The sequence below is a fragment of the Streptomyces sp. NPDC007945 genome (assembly GCF_042958885.1).
Taxonomy (GTDB): domain Bacteria; phylum Actinomycetota; class Actinomycetes; order Streptomycetales; family Streptomycetaceae; genus Streptomyces.
The window spans coordinates 642,288-660,443 of record NZ_JBIBJV010000003.1 but is presented as its reverse complement, the minus strand read 5'-3'; the positions used below and the strand labels follow the sequence as shown (position 1 = coordinate 660,443).

The following is an 18,156-nucleotide window of genomic DNA, read 5'->3' as shown; positions in this document are numbered from 1 at the left end:
TCTTGCTCGCAAGGCCGTATCCCCTACCGGGGACGGTAGAGAGCACGGCGGGCGGTTCGCCCCTAACGTGCCAGAATCAGGGACATGGCCTCGGCCCTGGTGGTAGCGTCGCGAAGTTGTCCGCGCACTGCCGAGGTGGTCGTCTTCGCACCGGGCTTGCGGACCCCGCGCAGGCTCATGCACATGTGCTCGGCCTCGATGACGACGATGGCCCCGCGCGCCTCCAGGATCTCCATCAGCGAGTCGGCGATCTGCGTCGTGAGACGTTCCTGCACCTGCGGACGTCGGGCAAAGACATCCACCAGGCGGGCCAGCTTCGACAGCCCGGTAATTTTGCCCGATTCCGCTGGAATATAACCAATGTGGGCTACGCCATGAAATGGGAGCAAATGATGCTCACAGGTGGCCATCAGTTCGATGTCCTTCACCAGGACCATTTCATCGTGCCCCAGGTCGAACGTCGTCGTCAGAACCTCCTCGGGCTTCTGCCACAGCCCCGCGAAAAGCTCCTTGTACGCCCGCGCCACGCGCGCCGGCGTCTCCCTCAGGCCCTCGCGGTCCGGGTCCTCGCCGACCGCGATGAGGAGCTCTCGTACGGCGTTCTCGGCGCGCTTCTCGTCGAACTCGCCGATCCTGCCCTCGCCGTCCAGCGTCACCGGGTCGGTCATCTGTGCCTCGTTCCGTCTGGTCTGACATGGCGCGCAAAAGAGCCGCGCCCCCACAGGCTAGAACCTGTGGGGGCGCGGCTTCCATTCCGGGGGTCCGGGGCTCAGGGCTCCGGGGTGTCCTCGGGGGCGATGTCGATGCCCTTGGTGGTGTCCACCGAGGCCGTGCCGTTCGCGGTGTTCGTCAGGGCCAGCTCCTTGGGGGAGAGGACCGGCGGACGCGTGGACGGGGTGCGGCGGGAGGAGCCGGTCCAGGCCGGGCGGGCCGGGCGCTTGACGATCGGGGCGAAGATCTCGGCGATCTCCTCCTTGCCCAGGGTCTCCTTCTCCAGGAGGGCCAGGACCAGGTTGTCGAGGACGTCGCGGTTCTCGACCAGGATCTCCCACGCCTCGTTGTGCGCGGTCTCGATGAGCTTCTTGACCTCTTCGTCGACCAGCGCGGCGACCTCTTCCGAGTAGTCGCGCTGGTGGGACATCTCGCGGCCGAGGAAGGGCTCGGTGTTGTCGCCGCCGAACTTGATGGCGCCGAGCCGCTCGGTCATGCCGTACTGCGTGACCATCGCGCGGGCGGTGGCCGTGGCCTTCTCGATGTCGTTCGCGGCGCCCGTGGTCGGGTCGTGGAAGACAAGCTCCTCCGCGGCGCGGCCGCCCAGCATGTAGGCCAGCTGGTCGAGCATCTCGTTGCGGGTGGTGGAGTACTTGTCCTCGTCCGGGAGGACCATCGTGTAGCCCAGGGCGCGGCCGCGGGACAGGATGGTGATCTTGTGGACGGGGTCGGCGTTCGGGGAGGCCGCCGCGACCAGGGCGTGGCCGCCCTCGTGGTACGCGGTGATCTTCTTCTCCTTGTCCGACATGATGCGGGTCCGCTTCTGCGGGCCCGCGACCACGCGGTCGATCGCCTCGTCCAGAGCGTGGTTGTCGATCAGCTTCCGGTCGCTGCGTGCGGTGAGGAGCGCGGCCTCGTTGAGGACGTTCGACAGGTCCGCGCCGGTGAAGCCGGGGGTCCGACGGGCGACGGCGCCGAGGTCGACGTCCGGGGCGACCGGCTTGCCCTTCTGGTGGACCTTGAGGATCTCCAGGCGGCCCTGCATGTCGGGGCGGTCGACGGCGATCTGCCGGTCGAAGCGGCCCGGGCGCAGGAGGGCGGGGTCGAGGATGTCGGGCCGGTTGGTGGCGGCGATCAGGATGACGCCGCCCTTGACGTCGAAGCCGTCCATCTCGACGAGGAGCTGGTTGAGGGTCTGCTCGCGCTCGTCGTGTCCGCCGCCGAGGCCGGCGCCGCGGTGGCGGCCGACCGCGTCGATCTCGTCGACGAAGACGATGGCCGGGGCGTTCGCCTTGGCCTGCTCGAAGAGGTCGCGGACCCGGCTGGCGCCGACGCCGACGAACATCTCGACGAAGTCGGAGCCGGAGATCGAGTAGAAGGGCACCCCGGCCTCGCCGGCGACGGCGCGCGCGAGGAGCGTCTTGCCGGTTCCGGGCGGGCCGTAGAGCAGGACGCCCTTCGGGATCTTGGCGCCGACGGCCTGGAACTTGGCGGGTTCCTGGAGGAATTCCTTGATCTCGTGGAGTTCCTCGACGGCCTCGTCGGAGCCGGCGACGTCCGCGAAGGTCGTCTTGGGCGTGTCCTTGGTGATGAGCTTCGCCTTGGACTTGCCGAAGTTCATGACGCGGGAGCCGCCGCCCTGCATCTGGTTCATCAGGAAGAGGAAGACGACCACGATGAGGACGAAGGGGAGGAGCGAGAGCAGGATCGAGACGAAGGGCGACTGCTTCGTCGGGGAGACGGTGTAGCCCTTCTCGATCTGTCCGGCCTCGAACTTCTCCTGCAGCTTGTCGGCGAGGTCGGCGCCCTGGGTGCCGATGTAGCTGGCCTGGACCTTGTTGCTGCCGTCGATCTTCGTGTCGCCGGTGAGCTCGATCTTGACGATCTGCTCGTCACCGGTGGTGATCTTTGCCTGCTTGACCTGGTTCTTGTCGATCGCCTGGACGACCTTGCCGGTGTCCACCGTCTTGTAGCCCTCGGACGAGCCGACGACCTGCATCAGCACGACCACGGCGAGGACGGCCAGCACGATCCACATGACCGGCCCACGGAAGTATCGCTTCACGTCCATCCATACGGAGCGAGAATCGCCCCGTCCCTCCTGCCCGTAGGTAAATGCCGCTGTATGAGAAAAGCTGTGCGAGAAGCACGGTGTGGAAAAAGCTGTTCTTCGGACGGTACCTCAGCATCGTCGCCCGCGACCGCCTTCCCGTGGTTCAACGGGAGGAAGGCGGTGCGGGTTCCCCGTCCGGCGGGGTTCGCTCAGCCGCCGTAGACGTGGGGGGCGAGCGTGCCGACGAAGGGGAGGTTCCGGTACTTCTCCGCGTAGTCGAGGCCGTAGCCGACGACGAACTCGTTGGGGATGTCGAAGCCGATCCACTTGACGTCGATGGCGACCTTGGCGGCGTCCGGCTTGCGCAGCAGGGTGCAGACCTCCAGGGAGGCCGGCTCGCGCGAGCCGAGGTTCGACAGGAGCCAGGACAGCGTCAGACCGGAGTCGATGATGTCCTCGACGATCAGGACGTGCTTGCCCTTGATGTCGGTGTCGAGGTCCTTGAGGATGCGGACGACGCCCGAGGACTGGGTGCCGGCGCCGTAGGAGGAGACGGCCATCCAGTCCATGGTGACGGGGGTGGACAGGGCGCGTGCCAGGTCCGCCATCACCATCACGGCGCCCTTGAGGACTCCGACGATGAGCAGGTCCTTGCCCGCGTATTCCGCGTCGATCTTCGCCGCCAGCTCGGCCAGCTTGGCGTCGATCTCTTCCTTGGTGATGAGCACCGACTGGAGGTCGGTGCCCATGTCCTTCTCGTTCACCCGGGTCACTTTCGTTGCAACGTGCGTCAGCCTTGCCGGATGACCAGTCTGCCACCCTGGCGGCGGGCTTCGACGCGACCGGGCAGGTTGATGGCGCCCTGGCCGCGCCAGCCGGTGATGAGCCGGTCGAGTTCTTCGATGTGCCGGGCGAAGAGGGAGCCGGCGGGAGCGCCCTCCGCGATGGCTGCGCGGCGCAGGACGCGGCGGCGCACGGCGGGGGGCAGGCCGTGGAGCTTGGCGCATTCGAGCGCGCCGGCCTCGTCGCGTACGGCGGTCTCGACGTCGGCGGCCCAGGTGTCGAGGGCGTCGGCGTCGTCGCGGGAGAGCTGGGCCGTTCGGGCGAGGGCTTCGACGACGCCCTTGCCGAGGGCCTTCTCCAGGGCGGGGAGGCCCTCGTGGCGGAGGCGGGAGCGGGTGTAGGCGGGGTCGCTGTTGTGGGGGTCGTCCCAGACGGCGAGTTCCTGGGCGACGCAGGCCTTGCGGACGGTCTGGCGGTCGAGCTGGAGGAAGGGGCGCCGGTAGCGGCCCTGGGTGCCGGAGACGGCGGCCATGCCGGAGAGGGAGCGGATCCCGGAGCCGCGGGCGAGGCCGAGGAGGACGGTCTCGGCCTGGTCGTCGCGGGTGTGGCCGAGGAGGATCGCGGTGGCGCCGTGGCGCTCGGCGGCGGCGTCGAGGGCGGCGTAGCGGGCGTCGCGGGCGGCGGCCTCGGGTCCGCCTTCGCGGCCGACGGTGACGGCGACGGCTTCGACGGGGGCGAGGCCGAGGGCGGTCATGCGGTCGGCGACCTCGTCGGCGCGGACGGAGGAGCCGTCCTGGAGGCCGTGGTCGACGGTGATGCCGCCGGCGCGGACGGGGAGTTTGCGGGCCTCGAAGGCGAGGGCGGAGGCGAGCGCCATGGAGTCGGCTCCGCCGGAGCAGGCGACGAGCACGAGGGGGTGCGTGTCGCGGGGGGCGGCGGGGTCGGTGGGGTGCTCGGTGAGGACGTCGTGGAGTACGCGGCGGACCGCCAGGCGTATCGCCGCGACCGCAGGATGGGGACCCATGGTTCGGTGCCCTTCGTGAATGGGGTGGGGTGCCTCGGTCGGAGTGTTAACGGTCGGAATGGGGTGTTCGGTCACTCAGAGTGCGTCGATGGTGACAGAAACGTGGCCCTTACCCGAGCATTGCACGCCTCACCCCACGCTCAGGGTCCCTCGGACGGGTGATTGGTGGCGTGTTCCGTCGTGTTCCGGTGTCACGCGCCGCTTGCGCCCCGGGAGTCTGCCGTACGGTGCGCCCGGCTCAGGACTCCGCCCTGCGGTGGACGCGGGCGATCCAGTCGGCGGGGGCGGCGATCTCGCTCTTGGTGGGGAGCGTGTTGGGGGAGGTCCAGACGCGGTTGAAGCCGTCCATGCCGACCTCGTCGACGACGGCGCGGACGAAGCGTTCGCCGTCGCGGTACTGGCGGAGCTTGGCGTCGAGGCCGAGGAGCTTGCGCAGCGCGAGGTCGAGGCGGGAGGCGCCGCGGGCGCGGCGGGCCTGGAACTTCTCGCGGATCTCGGCGACGGAGGGGACGACCTGGGGGCCGACGCCGTCCATGACGTAGTCGGCGTGGCCTTCGAGGAGGGACATGACGGCGGTGAGGCGGCCGAGGACCTCGCGCTGTTCGGGGGTCTGGACGAGTTCGACGAGGGAGGGGGCGGGGTCGCCCTCCTCGGCCTCGGGGCGGCCGCCGGCGAGGGTCTGGGCGGCTTCGCGGAGGCGTTCGAGGAAGGTGCCGGGGTCGACGTCGGTGGCGGCGAGGAATGACTGGATCTCGCCCTGGAGGTGGTCGCGGAGCCAGGGGACGGCGGTGAACTGGGTGCGGTGGGTCTCCTCGTGGAGGCAGACCCAGAGGCGGAAGTCGTGGGGGGAGACGCCGAGCTCGCGCTCGACGTGGACGATGTTGGGGGCGACGAGGAGGAGCCGGCCGCCGCCCTGGGGGGCGCCGGGGAGGTCGCGGGTGACGGGGGCGAAGGTCTCGTACTGGCCGAGGATGCGGGAGGCCAGGAAGGAGAGCAGCATGCCGAGCTCGACGCCGGTGACCTTGCCGCCGACGGCGCCGAGGACGGTGCCGCCGGGGGTGTTGGTGCGGCGTTCCTGCATCTTGCCGAGGAGCGGGGTGAGGAGTTCGCGGAAGCCGGCGACGTTGGCCTTGATCCAGCCGGCGCGGTCGACGACGAGGACGGGCGTGTCGTGGGCGTCGGTGCCGTCGGGGAGCATCCGGGTGTAGGCGCGGACGTGTTCCTCGGCGGCCTTGGCGTGGCGGCGGAGTTCGGCGACGACGGCGCGGGCCTCGTCGCGTCCGACGTCGGGTCCGGGGCGGACCAGCCTGGTCGCGGTCGCGACCGCCAGGTTCCAGTCGACCATTCCGGACGTGCCTGCACCACCGATGCTCGTCATGGGTCAACGGTACGGGTTCCGGCCCGGTTCGGGTCCGGTCCGGCGGGTGGCGGCGGGGGTCGGTTCCGGTCGGTCCGCGGGATCACTTCTGGCCGGTGAGGGCGGCGGAGAGGCGGTCGAGGGCGGGCTGGGCGAGGTCAGGGGAGGGGGTGCGGCCGGCGAGGAAGGCGAAGGCGAGGAGCCGGCCCTCGGCGGTGACGACGGTGCCCGCGAGGGCGTTGACGCCGGTGAGGGTGCCGGTCTTGGCGCGGACGAGGCCGGCGCCGGCGGGGGCCTGGGTGTAGCGGCCGGCGAGGGTGCCGGTGAAGCCGCCGACGGGGAGGCCGGTGAGGATCGGGCGCAGTCCGGGGTCTCCCGCGGCGCGGGAGAGGAGGGTGGTGAGGAGGAGGGCGGAGACGCGGTCGCGGCGGTCGAGGCCGCTGCCGTCGGCGAAGCGGGCGCCGCCGACGGGGAGGGCCCGGTGGGCGAGCTCGGCGCGGACGGCCTTCTCGGCTCCGGCGAAGGAGGCGGGCTGCTTGCGGGCGAGGGCGGTCTGGCGGGCGAGGGCCTCGGCGAGGTCGTTGTCGCTGTGGGTGAGGGTGCGCTCGACGAGGTCGGCGAGGGGGGCGGAGTACGTGCGGGCGAGGGGGGCGCCCTTGGGGGTGCGGCCGGGGGCGGGGGCGCCGGTGACCTTCACTCCGGCGTGGGCGAGGTGGGCGGCGAAGGCGGTGGCGGTGTCCCGGGCGGGGTCGGCGGAGCGGGGGGCGGGGCCCGCGGTGCTGTCGTCGAGGCGGCCGCCGCGGGTCATGAGGGCGGTGACGGGGGCGAGGTTCTCGTTGGGGCCGATCGGGTGGACGGCGGGGCCCTGATAGAGGCCGGTGTCGTAGGCGAGGCGCACGGAGGTGTGGCCGCGCTCGCCGAGGGCGCGGGCGGTGTCGCGGGCGAGGGCCTCGAGGCGGGTGTCGTCGAGGGTGGGGTCGCCGCCGCCGGTGAGGGTGACGGTCCTGCCGTCGGGGGCGGCGGTGACGGTGGTGGCGATCCGGTGGTCGGTGCCGAGGGCGGAGAGGGCCGCGGCGGCGGTGGCGAGCTTGACGGTGGAGGCGGGCGTCATGGGGGTGACGGCGCCCTCTCCGTAGAGCTGCCGGCCGGTGGCGGCGTCGACGACGGAGGCGGTGCGGACGGTGCCGAGGCCCGGGTCGGCCAGGAGGGGGACGAGGGTGCGGGGGAGGTCGGTGGGGAGGGTGCCGTCGTCCGGTCCCGAGACGGCGGCGAGGACGTCGGGGGCGCTGGGCGCGGGGGCCGGTTCCGGGCGCTGCGGCGCGGCGGGGGCGGCGGCCGGGGCGGGGGTCGGGCCGGGGTGACGCTCGCCACCCGCCGAGGGGGCGGCGGCGCGGGCCCGCTCGGCCGTACGCTGGCCTCCGTCCCATGGGCCTGCCGCGGTAGCCGCCGCGGCGGCGAGAGCCAGACCGAGCACGGCGGAGCCCGCCGTGAGCTGCCACACCCTCGGCTCCGGCATTGCTGACCAGCCCCTTTCGCGATCACGTACCTGCGTGAGAGACACTTAATCACCGCGCGTCGTCGCGAGCATTCACTTGTGTTGATTCAGGAGGAGCCACCCGTGGAGTTCGACGTTCTCATCGAGATCCCCAAGGGATCGCGGAACAAGTACGAGGTCGACCACGAGACCGGTCGTATCCGTCTGGACCGTCGCCTCTTCACGTCGACGGCGTACCCGACCGACTACGGCTACGTGGAGAACACCCTCGGCGAGGACGGGGACCCGCTGGACGCGCTCGTCATCCTCGACGAGCCCACCTTCCCGGGCTGCCTCATCAAGTGCCGCGCCATCGGCATGTTCCGCATGACGGACGAGGCCGGCGGCGACGACAAGCTGCTGTGCGTGCCGGCGACGGACCCGCGCATGGAGCACCTGCGCGACATCCACCACGTGCCGGAGTTCGACCGCCTGGAGATCCAGCACTTCTTCGAGGTCTACAAGGACCTGGAGCCGGGCAAGTCGGTCGAGGGCGCCGACTGGGTCGGCCGTGAGGCCGCCGAGGCCGAGATCGAGAAGTCGATCGCGCGCGCCAAGGAGCAGGGCGCTCACTGAGGCCCCGGTCCGAGTGACCTCGCGGAAGGCGGTGCACCCCTCGGGGCGCGCCGCCTTCCGTGCGTCCGCGTTTCGCACGCCCGTCTGACGCCCATACTGGAATGCAAGATTCCCCGGGCGTGAGCGGAGACAGAGTGGTGGCGGAGCCGACAGGCCCCGAGGAGGCTCCGGAGGACCGGAAGCCCCTGTCGGACGAGGCGACCTCGGAGTTCGCGCTGCCCGAGGGGCTGCTGCCGGAGCCGCCGCCGGAGCCGGAGGGCTCGGCGTTCGTGGTGCCGGAGGGGCTCGCCGCCGAGCCGTCGTCCGCCGAGCCGGAGGGTTCCGCGTTCGCGACGCCGTCGACGTACTCGGCGAAGGACTCCCCGCCGGCCTTCACCCCCGCGTACGGGGTCCCGCTGGCGCGGCTGCCGCACAACGCTCCGTGGCAGGACCGGATGCGGACGATGCTGCGGCTGCCGGTGGGCGACCGGCCGGTGCCGGAGGCGCCCGCCGCGAAGGACGAGACGGGGCCGTCGGTGCCGCGCGTGCTCGACCTGACCCTCCGCATCGGCGAGCTGCTGCTCGCGGGCGGGGAGGGCGCGGAGGACGTCGAGGCGGCGATGTTCGCGATCTGCCGCTCGTACGGCCTGGACCGCTGCGAGCCGACGGTGACGTTCACGCTGCTGTCGATCACGTACCAGCCGTCGCTGGTGGACGACCCCGTGACGGCGAACCGGACGGTACGGCGCCGCGGCACCGACTACACCCGTCTGGAGGCGGTCTACCAGCTGCTCGCGGACATCAACGCGCCGGCGCACGACGTGTCGCCGGAGGAGGCGTACCGGCGCCTGGCGGAGATACGGCGCAACCGGCACCCGTACCCCGGCTGGGTGCTGACGGCGGCGGCGGGCGTCCTCGCGGGCGCGGCCTCGACGCTGCTGGGCGGCGGGCCGTGGGTCTTCTTCGTGGCGGCGCTCGGCGCGGTGCTCGGCGACCGGCTGGCGTGGCTGTGCGCGGGACGCGGGCTGCCGGAGTTCTACCAGTTCCTGGTGGCGGCGATGCCGCCGGCCGCGATGGGGGTGCTGCTGACGCTGCTCCACGCGGATCTGCGCCCTTCGGCGGTCATCACGGGTGGCCTGTTCGCGCTGATCCCGGGGCGGGCGCTCGTCGCGGCGGTGCAGGACGGCCTGACCGGTTTCTACATCACGGCCTCGGCGCGGCTCCTGGAGGTCGCCTACTTCTTCGTGGCGATCGTGGTGGGCGTGCTGTCGGTGCTGTACGTGGCCGTGCAGTTCGACGCCCAGCTCAATCCGGAGGGGGTGCTGAGCCCGGCCGAACGGCCGGTGACGCAGATCCTGTCGTCGATGGTGCTGTGCGCGACCTTCGCGGTCCTGCTCCAGCAGTCGCGGGGGACGGTGCTCTTCGCGACGCTGAACGGCGGCGTGGCCTGGGTGGTGTACGCGTCGATCGCGGTGACCGCGGAAGGGTCGACGGTGATGGCGACGGCCCTGGCGGCCGGTCTGGTGGGTCTCTTCGGGCAGCTGATGGCCCGCTACCACCACACGTCCTCGCTGCCGTACGTGACGGCGGCGATCGGGCCGCTGCTGCCCGGTTCCGCGACGTACTTCGGTGTCCTCGCGATCGCCCAGAACAACCTGGACCAGGGCTTCGCCTCGCTGGCGAAGGCGTCGGCCCTGGCCCTGGCGATCGCGATCGGGGTGAACCTGGGAGGCGAGCTGGCGCGCCTCTTCATGCGGGCCCCGGGCGCCGGCTCCGTCCGCAGCGCGGCGAAGCGCACCCGGGGCTTCTGAGCGGTGTCCTAGCGCGGGGGGTGCGGCGGCGGGTTCTGGCCGTCGTGGCCGCCCCGATCGCCGTAGCGGGGCTGGTTGCCGTAGCCGGGCTGGTTGCCGTAGCCGCCCTGGTCGCCGTAGCCCGGCTCGGCGCCGTAGCCGGGCTGGTCGTCGTAGCGGTTCTGGGCGTCGTAGGCGCTCTGGTCCTCGTAACCGCCGTAGCCGCCCTGGTCGCCGTAGCCGGGCTGCTGCTGTCGGCCGTAGCCGCCCTGGGCGGGCTGCTCGCCGTAGCCGTAGCCGGGCTGTTGTTGCTGCTGACCGTAGCCCTGGCCCGCGTACCCGGCCTGGTCGCCGTACCCCTGGCCGGCCTGGCCGCCCGCGTACCCGCCGCCCTGTTCGGCGTAGCCGCCGCCCTGGTTGCCGTACCCGCCCTGGTTGCCGTACCCGCCCTGCTCGCCGTAGCCGCTCCGGGTGCCGTTGCCGTAGCCCTGGCCCGCGTAGCCGCCCTGACCCGCGTAGCCGTCCTGGTTGCCGTACCCGCCCTGGTCTCCGTACCCGCCCTGGTTGCCGTAGCCGCTCTGGTCTCCGTAGCCGTCGTGACCGGGGCGGGAGCCCTGGCCGTACTGGTCGGCGGGGGCGGCCGGGGCGTCGGCGGACGCGGCCTGGGCGGCGGCCTTCTTCGACTGGGAGCGGGCCTTGAGGTACTCGATCACGATCGGGACGACCGAGATGAGGACGATCAGGATGAGGATCGCCTCGATGTGCCGGTGCACGAAGTCGACCTTGCCCAGGGAGGCACCGAGCAGGGTCACGCCCGCGCCCCAGAGCACACCGCCGATGATGTTGAACGTGATGAAGGAGCGGTAGTTCATCCGGCTGACGCCGGCGATGATCGGCGTGAAGGTGCGGATGATCGGGACGAAGCGGGCCAGGATGAGGGACTTCGGGCCGTGCTTCTCGAAGAACTCGTGCGCCTTCTCGACGTTCTCCTGCTTGAAGAGCTTGGAGTCGGGGCGCCGGAAGAGCGCCGGGCCGACCTTGCGGCCGAAGAGGTAGCCCACCTGGTCGCCCAGGATCGCCGCGGCGACGATCAGCGTGCAGACCAGCCACAGCGGGGAGTCGAGCTTGCCCGTGGTGACGAGGAGGCCGGTGGTGAAGAGCAGCGAGTCGCCGGGGAGGAAGAACCCGATGAGGAGACCGGACTCGGCGAAGACGATGGCGAGGACGCCGATCAGGCCGAAGGTCTGGATCAGGTAGTCCGGATCCAGCCAGCTCGGTCCGAGGGCAAGCGTGTTCACGGTTCCGGGCTCCTGGGTTCGGGGTGGGGGGCATGTCGAGGTGCGGGCGGGACATGCCTGCGGCGCGCCCCAAGCTATCAACGCGGAAGGGCGGGCCCCGGTTCCACCCGGCGGCCGGGGATGCGGGACGGCCGCCTTCCGGCCACCCTGGGTGACCAGGAGGTGATGGCCGATGGGCATCGAGGAGTACGGAGGCGGTCAGGGACCGCACCCCGACGTGCTGGTGGTGACGACGAACGACGTTCCCGGCTACGAGGTACGCCAGGTGATCGGCGAGGTCTTCGGATTGACGGTGCGGTCCCGGCACCTGGGCAGCCAGATCGGCGCCGGTCTGAAGTCGATGATCGGCGGCGAGCTGAAGGGCCTGACGAAGACGCTGGTGGAGACCCGCAACCAGGCGATGGAACGCCTGGTGGAGCAGGCCAGGGCGCGCGGCGCGAACGCGGTGCTGATGTTCCGCTTCGACGTGACCGAGGCGGCCGACGTGGGCACCGAGGTCTGCGCCTACGGCACCGCCGTCGTCATCGCACCCCAGCCCTGACGCCGGGCGGTACGGAAGCGGGCGCGGGTCCGGGCCGTGGGTGGCCCGGACCCGCGTGCGCCTACGGTCCTGCCGTCGTCACCGTCGCCCGGCCGTGACGCCAGGCGGTACGGGAGCGGGCACGGGCCCCGCGCCTCGGGTGGCCCGGACCCGCGTGCGCCTACGGTCCTGCCGTCGTCATCGTCCCCCGACCCTGACAACGACCGCTACGGAAGCGGGCGCGGGCCCCGGGCCGTGGGGGGCCCGCGCCCGTCGCGCGCCGTGGCCCGCGCCCGGACCGCGGGTGGCCCGGGCCCCCGCCCGCCCCGCGCCGCGGCCCGCCGTGCGCCGCGGCCCGCCGTGCGCGTGGCCCGGCGTCGCCGGCGACCCGTCCCCCGGGCGGTCCCGGCGGCCGCCCGCTCCTTTTTTCCGTCCGCGCGCCGTCGGCCCCGGTCCTGACGTGACGTGAGGTGCCCGCCCGAATGCCCGGCCTTTCGAGGTGTTGTGCGGCATTTGCTCACTTATGGTGGGCCGGTGGCCACCGATCATGACGCGACCGCCCCCACCGAAGCCCCGGTACGGATCCTGCTGCCGCAGGTGCTGCCCGCCCTCGTGGTGGGCGTCGGATCGGCCCTGCTGTTCCTCGGCGTCAGCACGCTCGCCGAGGAGCTCCAGTCGGTGCTCTGGGAGACCGTGCCCGACGCCCTGGACGTCGGGCGGTACTCCTCGCTGTGGATGATCACCGTGCTCACCCTCACGGGCGTCGCCACCGGCCTGGTCGTCTGGAAGGCGCCCGGGCACGCCGGGCCCGACCCGGCCTCCGAGGGCCTCGGCGGACCGCCGCTGCCGCCGCTCGTGGTGCCCGGCCTCCTCGTCGCCTCCACCCTCGCCCTCGCCGGCGGCGTCAGCCTCGGCCCCGAGCAGCCGACGATCGCCGCCGCGATCTCCCTGGCCGCCTGGCTGGGCCTGCGGGCCGCGCCGGGCGTGCCGGGCGCCTTCTGGGTCTCGCTCGCCATCGCCGGCACCTTCGGCGCCCTCTTCGGCACCCCGGTCGCCGCCGCCCTGGTCCTCTCCGAGGCGCTCACCGGGCAGCCGGGGAGGGGCTCCCTGTGGGACCGGCTCTTCGCGCCGCTGCTCGCCGCCGGCGCCGGGGCGATGACCACCCAGCTCCTCTCGGACCCCAGCTTCGCGATGGGCCTGCCGCCGCTGACCGACCCCGGCTGGGAGGACCTGCTCGCCGCCCTCGTCCTGGCCACCCTGGGCGCCCTCTTCGGCCTCCTCGGCTGTTACGTCTTCCCCCACCTGCACCGGGCCTTCGGCCGGCTGCGGCACCCCATGCTGATGCTGCCCGCCGGCGGCCTGGTGCTGGGTCTGCTCGGCGCGCTCGGCGGGCACCTGACCCTCTTCAAGGGGCTCCACGAGACCGAGGAGCTCGTCGGCTCCATCGGGGTGTACTCCTCCGGGGAGCTGGCGAAGCTGGCGGTGGTGAAGCTGGCCGCCCTCCTCGTGGCCGCCGCCTGCGGCTTCCGCGGCGGCCGGGTCTTCCCGGCGGTCTTCCTCGGCGCCGCCTTCGGCCTCGTCGCCCAGGCGCTCGTCCCGGAGATCCATCCGGCGGTCGCCGTCTCCTCCGCCGTCCTCGGCGTCCTCCTCGCCACCACGCGGCAGGGGTGGGTGAGCCTCTTCATCGCCGCCGTCCTCGCCTCCTCCCCCGCGATGCTCTCGCTGCTCTGCGTGGCCACCCTGCCCGCCTGGCTGGTCGTCACCGGCCGGCCGCAGCTGGAACTCGACCACCGGGGCAAGTCGCTCCGCTGACCCGCGCACGCCACCGCGGACCGCAGACCCCCACTCCGGCCCCCACCTCAGACCGCCGACCGCCGACCCGCGACCGCCGACCGCCGCAGAAGGAGCTCCCCCATGGCCCCCCTCCACAAGGGAACCGACCCCACCGACACCGAGCGCTTCCGCCGGCTCGCGCTCAACCCCTTCTTCGGCGAGGCCGACCCCGTCGGCGGGATGACGCAGGCCCCGCCGCGCCACCGGATGCCGGAGGGGCCGCTGGCACCGGCCAGCGCCTACCAGCTGGTCCACGACGAGCTGATGCTGGACGGGAACTCGCGGCTCAACCTGGCCACCTTCGTCACCACCTGGATGGAGCCCCAGGCGGGTGTCCTCATGGCCGAGTGCCGCGACAAGAACATGATCGACAAGGACGAGTACCCGCGCACCGCCGAGCTCGAACGCCGCTGCGTCGCCATGCTCGCCGACCTCTGGCACGCCCCCGACCCGGCCGCCGCAGTCGGCTGCTCCACCACGGGATCCAGCGAGGCCTGCATGCTCGCCGGCATGGCGCTCAAGCGCCGCTGGGCCAAGAAGAACGCCGACCGCTATCCGGCCACCGCCCGCCCGAACCTGGTGATGGGCGTCAACGTGCAGGTGTGCTGGGAGAAGTTCTGCGACTTCTGGGAGGTCGAGGCCCGCCTCGTCCCCATGGAGGGGGACCGCTACCACCTCGACGCCGCCTCCGCCGCCGCCCTGTGCGACGAGAACACCATCGGCGTCGTCGCCGTCCTCGGCTCCACCTTCGACGGCTCCTACGAGCCGGTCGCGGAGATCTGCGCCGCCCTCGACGAGCTCCAGGCCCGCACCGGACTCGACGTCCCGGTCCACGTCGACGGCGCCTCGGGCGCCATGGTCGCCCCCTTCCTCGACGAGGACCTGGTCTGGGACTTCCGGCTCCCCCGGGTCTCCTCGATCAACACCTCGGGCCACAAGTACGGGCTCGTCTACCCGGGCGTCGGCTGGGCGCTGTGGCGCGGCGCCGAGGAGCTCCCCGAGGAGCTGGTCTTCCGGGTCAACTACCTCGGCGGCGACATGCCGACCTTCGCCCTCAACTTCTCCCGCCCCGGCGCCCAGGTCGTCGCGCAGTACTACACCTTCCTGCGACTGGGCCGGGAGGGCTACCGGGCCGTCCAGCAGACCAGCCGGGACGTCGCCCGCGGCCTCGCCGAACGCATCGACGCCATGGGCGACTTCCGCCTCCTCACCCGCGGCGACCAGCTGCCCGTCTTCGCCTTCACGACCGCGCCCGACGTCACGTCCTTCGACGTCTTCGACGTCTCCCGCCGGCTCCGCGAACACGGCTGGCTGGTGCCCGCCTACACCTTCCCGGCCCACCGCGAGGACCTGTCGGTCCTGCGGATCGTCTGCCGCAACGGCTTCTCCGCCGACCTCGCGGACCTCCTCGTCGAGGACCTGCGCCGCCTCCTGCCCGAACTCCGCAGCCAGCCCCACCCCTTCACCCGGGACAGGACGGCCGCGACCTCCTTCCACCACTGACGGGCGCCCGCCGCGGTTCCTCCGGGGCCGCGGCGGGCGCCCCCGGTTCAGCGTCCGAGCCGGCGGAACCTCCGTACGGCCAGCGGGAAGAAGACGGCGAGCAGGGCCAGCGGCCACAGCACCGCCGCCGTCACCCAGCCCGGTTCGCCGCCCGGGTTGCCGAACAGCTCGCGGACCGCCGTGGCGGTCGCCGACATCGGGTTCCACTCCACGACGGTGCCCAGCCAGCCCGGCATGGACTCCGGCGAGGCGAAGGCGTTGGAGAGGAAGCCGACCGGCCAGACGAGGATCTGCACGGCCTGCACCAGCTCCGGCTTCCCGGCCACGAGTGCCAGGTGGATCCCGATCCACAGCATCGCGAAGCGCAGCAGCAGGAGCAGTCCGAGGGCCCCGGCGAAGGCCGCGGGGCCGCCCCGGGCGCTCCAGCCCATCGCGTATCCGACGCCGACCATGACGAGCAGGCCGGCCGTCGACTGGAGCATGTCGGCGACCGCCCGGCCGACGAGCACCGCGCCGTCGGCCATCGGCATGGAGCGGAACCGGTCGACGACCCCCTTGTCGAGGTCCCGGGTGACCGCGGTCATCGTCCCTTCGAGACCGAACACCATGGTCAGCGTGAGCATCCCGGGCACCAGGAAGTCGACGTACTCCCCCTGTACGGCGCGGCCGCCGCCGACCAGGTAGCCGAACATCAGCAGCATCATCACCGGGAAGACGAGGCCGACGAGGACGGCGACCGGCTGCCGTGCCCAGTGGGCCAGCTCGCGCCGGGTCATCGTCCAGCAGTCGCTCAGCGCGTACCCGGCGCTCATGCCGCCACCTCCCGCTTGCCGTCGGTCAGGCGCAGGAACGCCTCGTCCAGCGTCGGGCGCCGCAGCGCCACGTCCTCGGCCTCGATCCCGGCCGCCTCCAGGGCCCGTACGACCTCCGCGAGCGAGGCCATCCGGTCCCGTACCGGTGCGCTGATCAGCCGCCGGTCCCGGTCGACGTGCGCCTCGCCGGCGGCGAAGGGCAGCGCCCGTACGGCCTCGTCGAGACGGTCGGCGTCCCGGACGACGACGTCGACGCGGTCCCGGCCCGCCCGGGACTTCAGCTCCCCGGGGGTGCCCTCGGCGATCACCCGGCCGCCGTCGACGACCGAGATCCGGTCGGCGAGCCGGTCGGCCTCCTCCAGGTACTGGGTGGTCAGGAGCACCGTCGTCCCGCCGTCGACGAGGGAGCGCACGGCCTCCCACACCTCGCCGCGCCCGCGCGGGTCGAGTCCGGTGGTCGGCTCGTCCAGGAACAGCACCTCCGGCTCGGTGATGAGGGAGGCGGCGAGGTCGAGCCGCCGCCGCATGCCGCCGCTGTACTGCCGGACCGGCTTGCGGCCGGTGTCGGTGAGCCCGAACCGCTCCAGGAGCGCGTCGGCGCGCAGCCCGGCGCCCCGGGCGCCCAGGTGGAAGAGCCGGCCGAACATCTCCAGGTTCTGCCGGCCGCTCAGCTCCTCGTCGAGCGCCGCGTGCTGGCCGAGGAGCCCGATCCTGCGCCGGACCTCGCCGGCCTCCTTCCGCACGTCGTGCCCCGCGACCCGCACCAAGCCCTCGTCGTGCCGGAGCAGGGTCGCCAGGACCCGTACCGTCGTGGTCTTGCCCGCCCCGTTGGGGCCGAGCAGGCCGTGGACCGTGCCGCGCCGGACGGCGAGGCCGAGGCCGTCGAGCGCCCGCTTGTCGCCGTACCGCTTGCGTACGCCCTCCATGAGGATCGCGTCGCCGCCGCCCGCTGACATCCGTTTCCTCCCGCTCACGTGATTGATCCGATCCATCCCGTTCGCACCGCCCTCCTCGCTAGTCAAATTTGACCAGCGATCCGGCGGAGAGGCTATGCCCGTCACCTCGGCTAGTCAAACTTGATTAATCGCGATCCGGGTCGCCGGTCGCGTACGGGTTCTCCTGGCCCTCCGCGAGGACGCCCACGAACGGCTCGCCCTCCCCCGCGAAGGTGTACGCGCCGCCCTCGATCCGCTCGATCAGCCCGAGCGTCCACTCCCGGCCGGCGTCCGCCGAGTGCACCCAGAGGTGCATGATCTCGCCGATGTGCCCGAGCTGCGCCGGGCCGCCCTCCGGGACGTAGTACTCCGTCACCGACGTCCGCCAGGCGTCCAGCCGCCGCAGCCGCTCCCGCAGCAGCTCCACCGCCTCCGCCCGCGGCAGGTCGACGACGAAGCCGACCGCCGCCGACAGCACGTCCATCTGCTGGTCGTAGGTGGCCAGCGCCTCCCGGAGCAGCCGCAGGTACTCCGCCCGGCCCGCCTCGGTGATCTCGTACTCGACCCGGGGCGGACCGCCGACCGTGCTCGGCGCCAGCTCCTCGGCGCGCAGCAGTCCCTGCTTCGCCATCTGCTTGAGGGCGTGGTAGATCGAGCCCGGCTTGGCGTTGGACCACTCGTGCGCGCCCCAGTACTCCAGGTCGTTGCGCACCTGGTAGCCGTGGGCGCGGCCGTGCTGCTTCACGGCGCCCAGGACGAGAAGGCGGATCGCCGACATCCCCACGTACCTCTCTGGTCGATTCCGACCAGAGTAGGCCGCGGCGGGCCGCGGTCAGGCGGCGCCGGATCCCTCCCCCGCGTTCTCCTCGGCGATCAGCGCGAAGGAGACCTTGCCGTCCAGGGACTCGCGGATCACGTCCGCGTGCCCGGCGTGGCGGCCCATCTCCTGCACCAGGTGGAGCAGCATCCAGCGGATCGAGACGCGCCCGTCCGCCGGGAACCAGGGAGCGGGCGGCAGCGGGAAGGTGTCGTCCAGGCTCTGCGCCGCGCGGACGAACTCCTCGGTCTCCTTGGCCACGCCGTCCCAGAAGGCGAGGATCCCGGGGATGCTCTCGCCGTCGACGAGCCGGAAGGCCTCGCCCCAGGTCTCCTGGGTGCGCTGCCTCTCGTTCTCCCGCCGCTGGGCGAGGCGGAGCCAGTTCAGCTCCACCTCGGCCACGTGCTTGACCAGGCCGGAGAGGCTCAGCTCGCTGGCGCTGGGCCGGCTCGCGGCCTGCTCCTCGGTGAGGCCGAGGAGGGCGCGGCGGAGCGCGGCGCGCTGGGCCTCCACGAAGTTGAGGAACGCGCCGCGCTCGTCGCCGGGGGCCTCCGCGGGAACAAGAGCCACCATGGTGTGTCCGCCTTCCGTCAATGTCTCTGTCGGGCAGGACCCACGGTACGGAAGGAGT

16 protein-coding genes are annotated in these 18,156 nt (G+C 72.4%); 5 read left to right on the top strand and 11 right to left on the bottom strand.

Annotation, left to right across the window (positions count from 1 at the left end; genetic code table 11):
* Positions 1-62: 62 nt before the first annotated feature.
* From folE to dacB, 6 genes are all read right to left on the bottom strand, one after another.
* A complete protein-coding gene (gene folE, locus ACFZCF_RS13835) occupies positions 63-668 on the bottom strand; it encodes a GTP cyclohydrolase I FolE (protein WP_388443303.1) in 606 nt (201 codons plus the stop codon).
* A 101-nt stretch (positions 669-769) separates the two neighbouring features.
* Complete coding sequence (ftsH, locus tag ACFZCF_RS13830; RefSeq protein WP_388443300.1) at positions 770-2,782, bottom strand: ATP-dependent zinc metalloprotease FtsH; 2,013 nt, start codon at positions 2,780-2,782, stop codon at positions 770-772.
* A 191-nt stretch (positions 2,783-2,973) separates the two neighbouring features.
* Entirely contained in the window at positions 2,974-3,513 is a 540-nt protein-coding gene (hpt, locus tag ACFZCF_RS13825; RefSeq protein ID WP_067161225.1) for a hypoxanthine phosphoribosyltransferase, read from the bottom strand.
* A 41-nt stretch (positions 3,514-3,554) separates the two neighbouring features.
* On the bottom strand, positions 3,555-4,571 hold the full coding sequence (tilS, locus tag ACFZCF_RS13820) for a tRNA lysidine(34) synthetase TilS (protein WP_391286637.1): 1,017 nt from the start codon (positions 4,569-4,571) through the stop codon (positions 3,555-3,557).
* A gap of 238 nt (positions 4,572-4,809) precedes the next feature.
* The gene (locus ACFZCF_RS13815; protein ID WP_388443294.1) at positions 4,810-5,949 is read right to left on the bottom strand and encodes a zinc-dependent metalloprotease; all 1,140 of its coding nucleotides are present in this window, start codon (positions 5,947-5,949) and stop codon (positions 4,810-4,812) included.
* Between the two features lie 82 nt (positions 5,950-6,031).
* Positions 6,032-7,444, bottom strand: a complete 1,413-nt coding sequence (dacB, locus tag ACFZCF_RS13810; protein WP_391286636.1) for a D-alanyl-D-alanine carboxypeptidase/D-alanyl-D-alanine-endopeptidase — start codon at positions 7,442-7,444, stop codon at positions 6,032-6,034.
* 102 nt (positions 7,445-7,546) lie between these two features.
* Between dacB and ACFZCF_RS13805 the strand changes: the two genes are divergently transcribed.
* Together ACFZCF_RS13805 and ACFZCF_RS13800 are read left to right on the top strand one after the other, a co-directional pair.
* Complete coding sequence (locus ACFZCF_RS13805) at positions 7,547-8,038, top strand: inorganic diphosphatase (RefSeq protein ID WP_030749421.1); 492 nt, start codon at positions 7,547-7,549, stop codon at positions 8,036-8,038.
* A gap of 134 nt (positions 8,039-8,172) precedes the next feature.
* Complete coding sequence (locus ACFZCF_RS13800; RefSeq protein WP_388443543.1) at positions 8,173-9,828, top strand: threonine/serine exporter ThrE family protein; 1,656 nt, start codon at positions 8,173-8,175, stop codon at positions 9,826-9,828.
* A gap of 8 nt (positions 9,829-9,836) precedes the next feature.
* On the opposite strand, the gene ACFZCF_RS13795 is transcribed toward ACFZCF_RS13800, so the two are convergent.
* Positions 9,837-11,105 (bottom strand): VTT domain-containing protein, encoded by a 1,269-nt coding sequence (locus ACFZCF_RS13795; protein ID WP_391286635.1) that lies wholly within the window; start codon positions 11,103-11,105, stop codon positions 9,837-9,839.
* Between the two features lie 172 nt (positions 11,106-11,277).
* On the opposite strand from ACFZCF_RS13795, the gene ACFZCF_RS13790 reads away from it, so the two are divergent.
* The 3 genes from ACFZCF_RS13790 to ACFZCF_RS13780 all read left to right on the top strand — a co-directional run bounded on the left by ACFZCF_RS13790 (position 11,278) and on the right by ACFZCF_RS13780 (position 14,961).
* Positions 11,278-11,646, top strand: coding sequence for a YbjQ family protein (locus tag ACFZCF_RS13790; protein ID WP_388443284.1), 369 nt, complete (start codon positions 11,278-11,280; stop codon positions 11,644-11,646).
* A 513-nt stretch (positions 11,647-12,159) separates the two neighbouring features.
* Positions 12,160-13,437: an ion channel protein gene (locus ACFZCF_RS13785; protein WP_388443281.1), complete on the top strand. Its 1,278-nt coding sequence runs from the start codon at positions 12,160-12,162 to the stop codon at positions 13,435-13,437.
* Positions 13,438-13,539: 102 nt separating this feature from the next.
* Entirely contained in the window at positions 13,540-14,961 is a 1,422-nt protein-coding gene (locus tag ACFZCF_RS13780; protein WP_391286634.1) for a glutamate decarboxylase, read from the top strand.
* 47 nt (positions 14,962-15,008) lie between these two features.
* Here the strand turns inward: ACFZCF_RS13780 and ACFZCF_RS13775 are convergent, their stop codons facing one another.
* The 4 genes from ACFZCF_RS13775 to ACFZCF_RS13760 all read right to left on the bottom strand — a co-directional run bounded on the left by ACFZCF_RS13775 (position 15,009) and on the right by ACFZCF_RS13760 (position 18,098).
* Positions 15,009-15,773 carry an ABC transporter permease gene (locus ACFZCF_RS13775; RefSeq protein ID WP_391286633.1) on the bottom strand — a complete coding sequence of 255 codons (765 nt, stop codon included), beginning with the start codon at positions 15,771-15,773 and terminating at the stop codon, positions 15,009-15,011.
* Positions 15,770-16,729, bottom strand: a complete 960-nt coding sequence (locus ACFZCF_RS13770) for an ATP-binding cassette domain-containing protein (protein ID WP_388443272.1) — start codon at positions 16,727-16,729, stop codon at positions 15,770-15,772. Before ACFZCF_RS13770 ends, ACFZCF_RS13775 begins: the two co-directional genes overlap by 4 nt.
* Positions 16,730-16,853: 124 nt before the next feature.
* Complete coding sequence (locus ACFZCF_RS13765; RefSeq protein ID WP_391286632.1) at positions 16,854-17,486, bottom strand: helix-turn-helix transcriptional regulator; 633 nt, start codon at positions 17,484-17,486, stop codon at positions 16,854-16,856.
* A gap of 54 nt (positions 17,487-17,540) precedes the next feature.
* Complete coding sequence (locus ACFZCF_RS13760) at positions 17,541-18,098, bottom strand: DinB family protein (protein WP_391286631.1); 558 nt, start codon at positions 18,096-18,098, stop codon at positions 17,541-17,543.
* Between the last annotated feature and the right edge of the window lie 58 nt (positions 18,099-18,156).

Bases quoted from the DNA above. Each gene is read 5' to 3' on its own strand.
- folE (WP_388443303.1), bottom strand. From the start codon at position 668: ATGACCGACCCGGTGACGCTGGACGGCGAGGGCAGGATCGGCGAGTTC.
- ftsH (WP_388443300.1), bottom strand. From the start codon at position 2,782: ATGGACGTGAAGCGATACTTCCGTGGGCCGGTCATGTGGATCGTGCTG.
- hpt (WP_067161225.1), bottom strand. From the start codon at position 3,513: ATGGGCACCGACCTCCAGTCGGTGCTCATCACCAAGGAAGAGATCGAC.
- tilS (WP_391286637.1), bottom strand. From the start codon at position 4,571: ATGGGTCCCCATCCTGCGGTCGCGGCGATACGCCTGGCGGTCCGCCGC.
- ACFZCF_RS13815 (WP_388443294.1), bottom strand. From the start codon at position 5,949: ATGACGAGCATCGGTGGTGCAGGCACGTCCGGAATGGTCGACTGGAAC.
- dacB (WP_391286636.1), bottom strand. From the start codon at position 7,444: ATGCCGGAGCCGAGGGTGTGGCAGCTCACGGCGGGCTCCGCCGTGCTC.
- ACFZCF_RS13790 (WP_388443284.1), top strand. From the start codon at position 11,278: ATGGGCATCGAGGAGTACGGAGGCGGTCAGGGACCGCACCCCGACGTG.
- ACFZCF_RS13780 (WP_391286634.1), top strand. From the start codon at position 13,540: ATGGCCCCCCTCCACAAGGGAACCGACCCCACCGACACCGAGCGCTTC.
- ACFZCF_RS13775 (WP_391286633.1), bottom strand. From the start codon at position 15,773: ATGAGCGCCGGGTACGCGCTGAGCGACTGCTGGACGATGACCCGGCGC.
- ACFZCF_RS13770 (WP_388443272.1), bottom strand. From the start codon at position 16,729: ATGTCAGCGGGCGGCGGCGACGCGATCCTCATGGAGGGCGTACGCAAG.
- ACFZCF_RS13765 (WP_391286632.1), bottom strand. From the start codon at position 17,486: ATGTCGGCGATCCGCCTTCTCGTCCTGGGCGCCGTGAAGCAGCACGGC.
- ACFZCF_RS13760 (WP_391286631.1), bottom strand. From the start codon at position 18,098: ATGGTGGCTCTTGTTCCCGCGGAGGCCCCCGGCGACGAGCGCGGCGCG.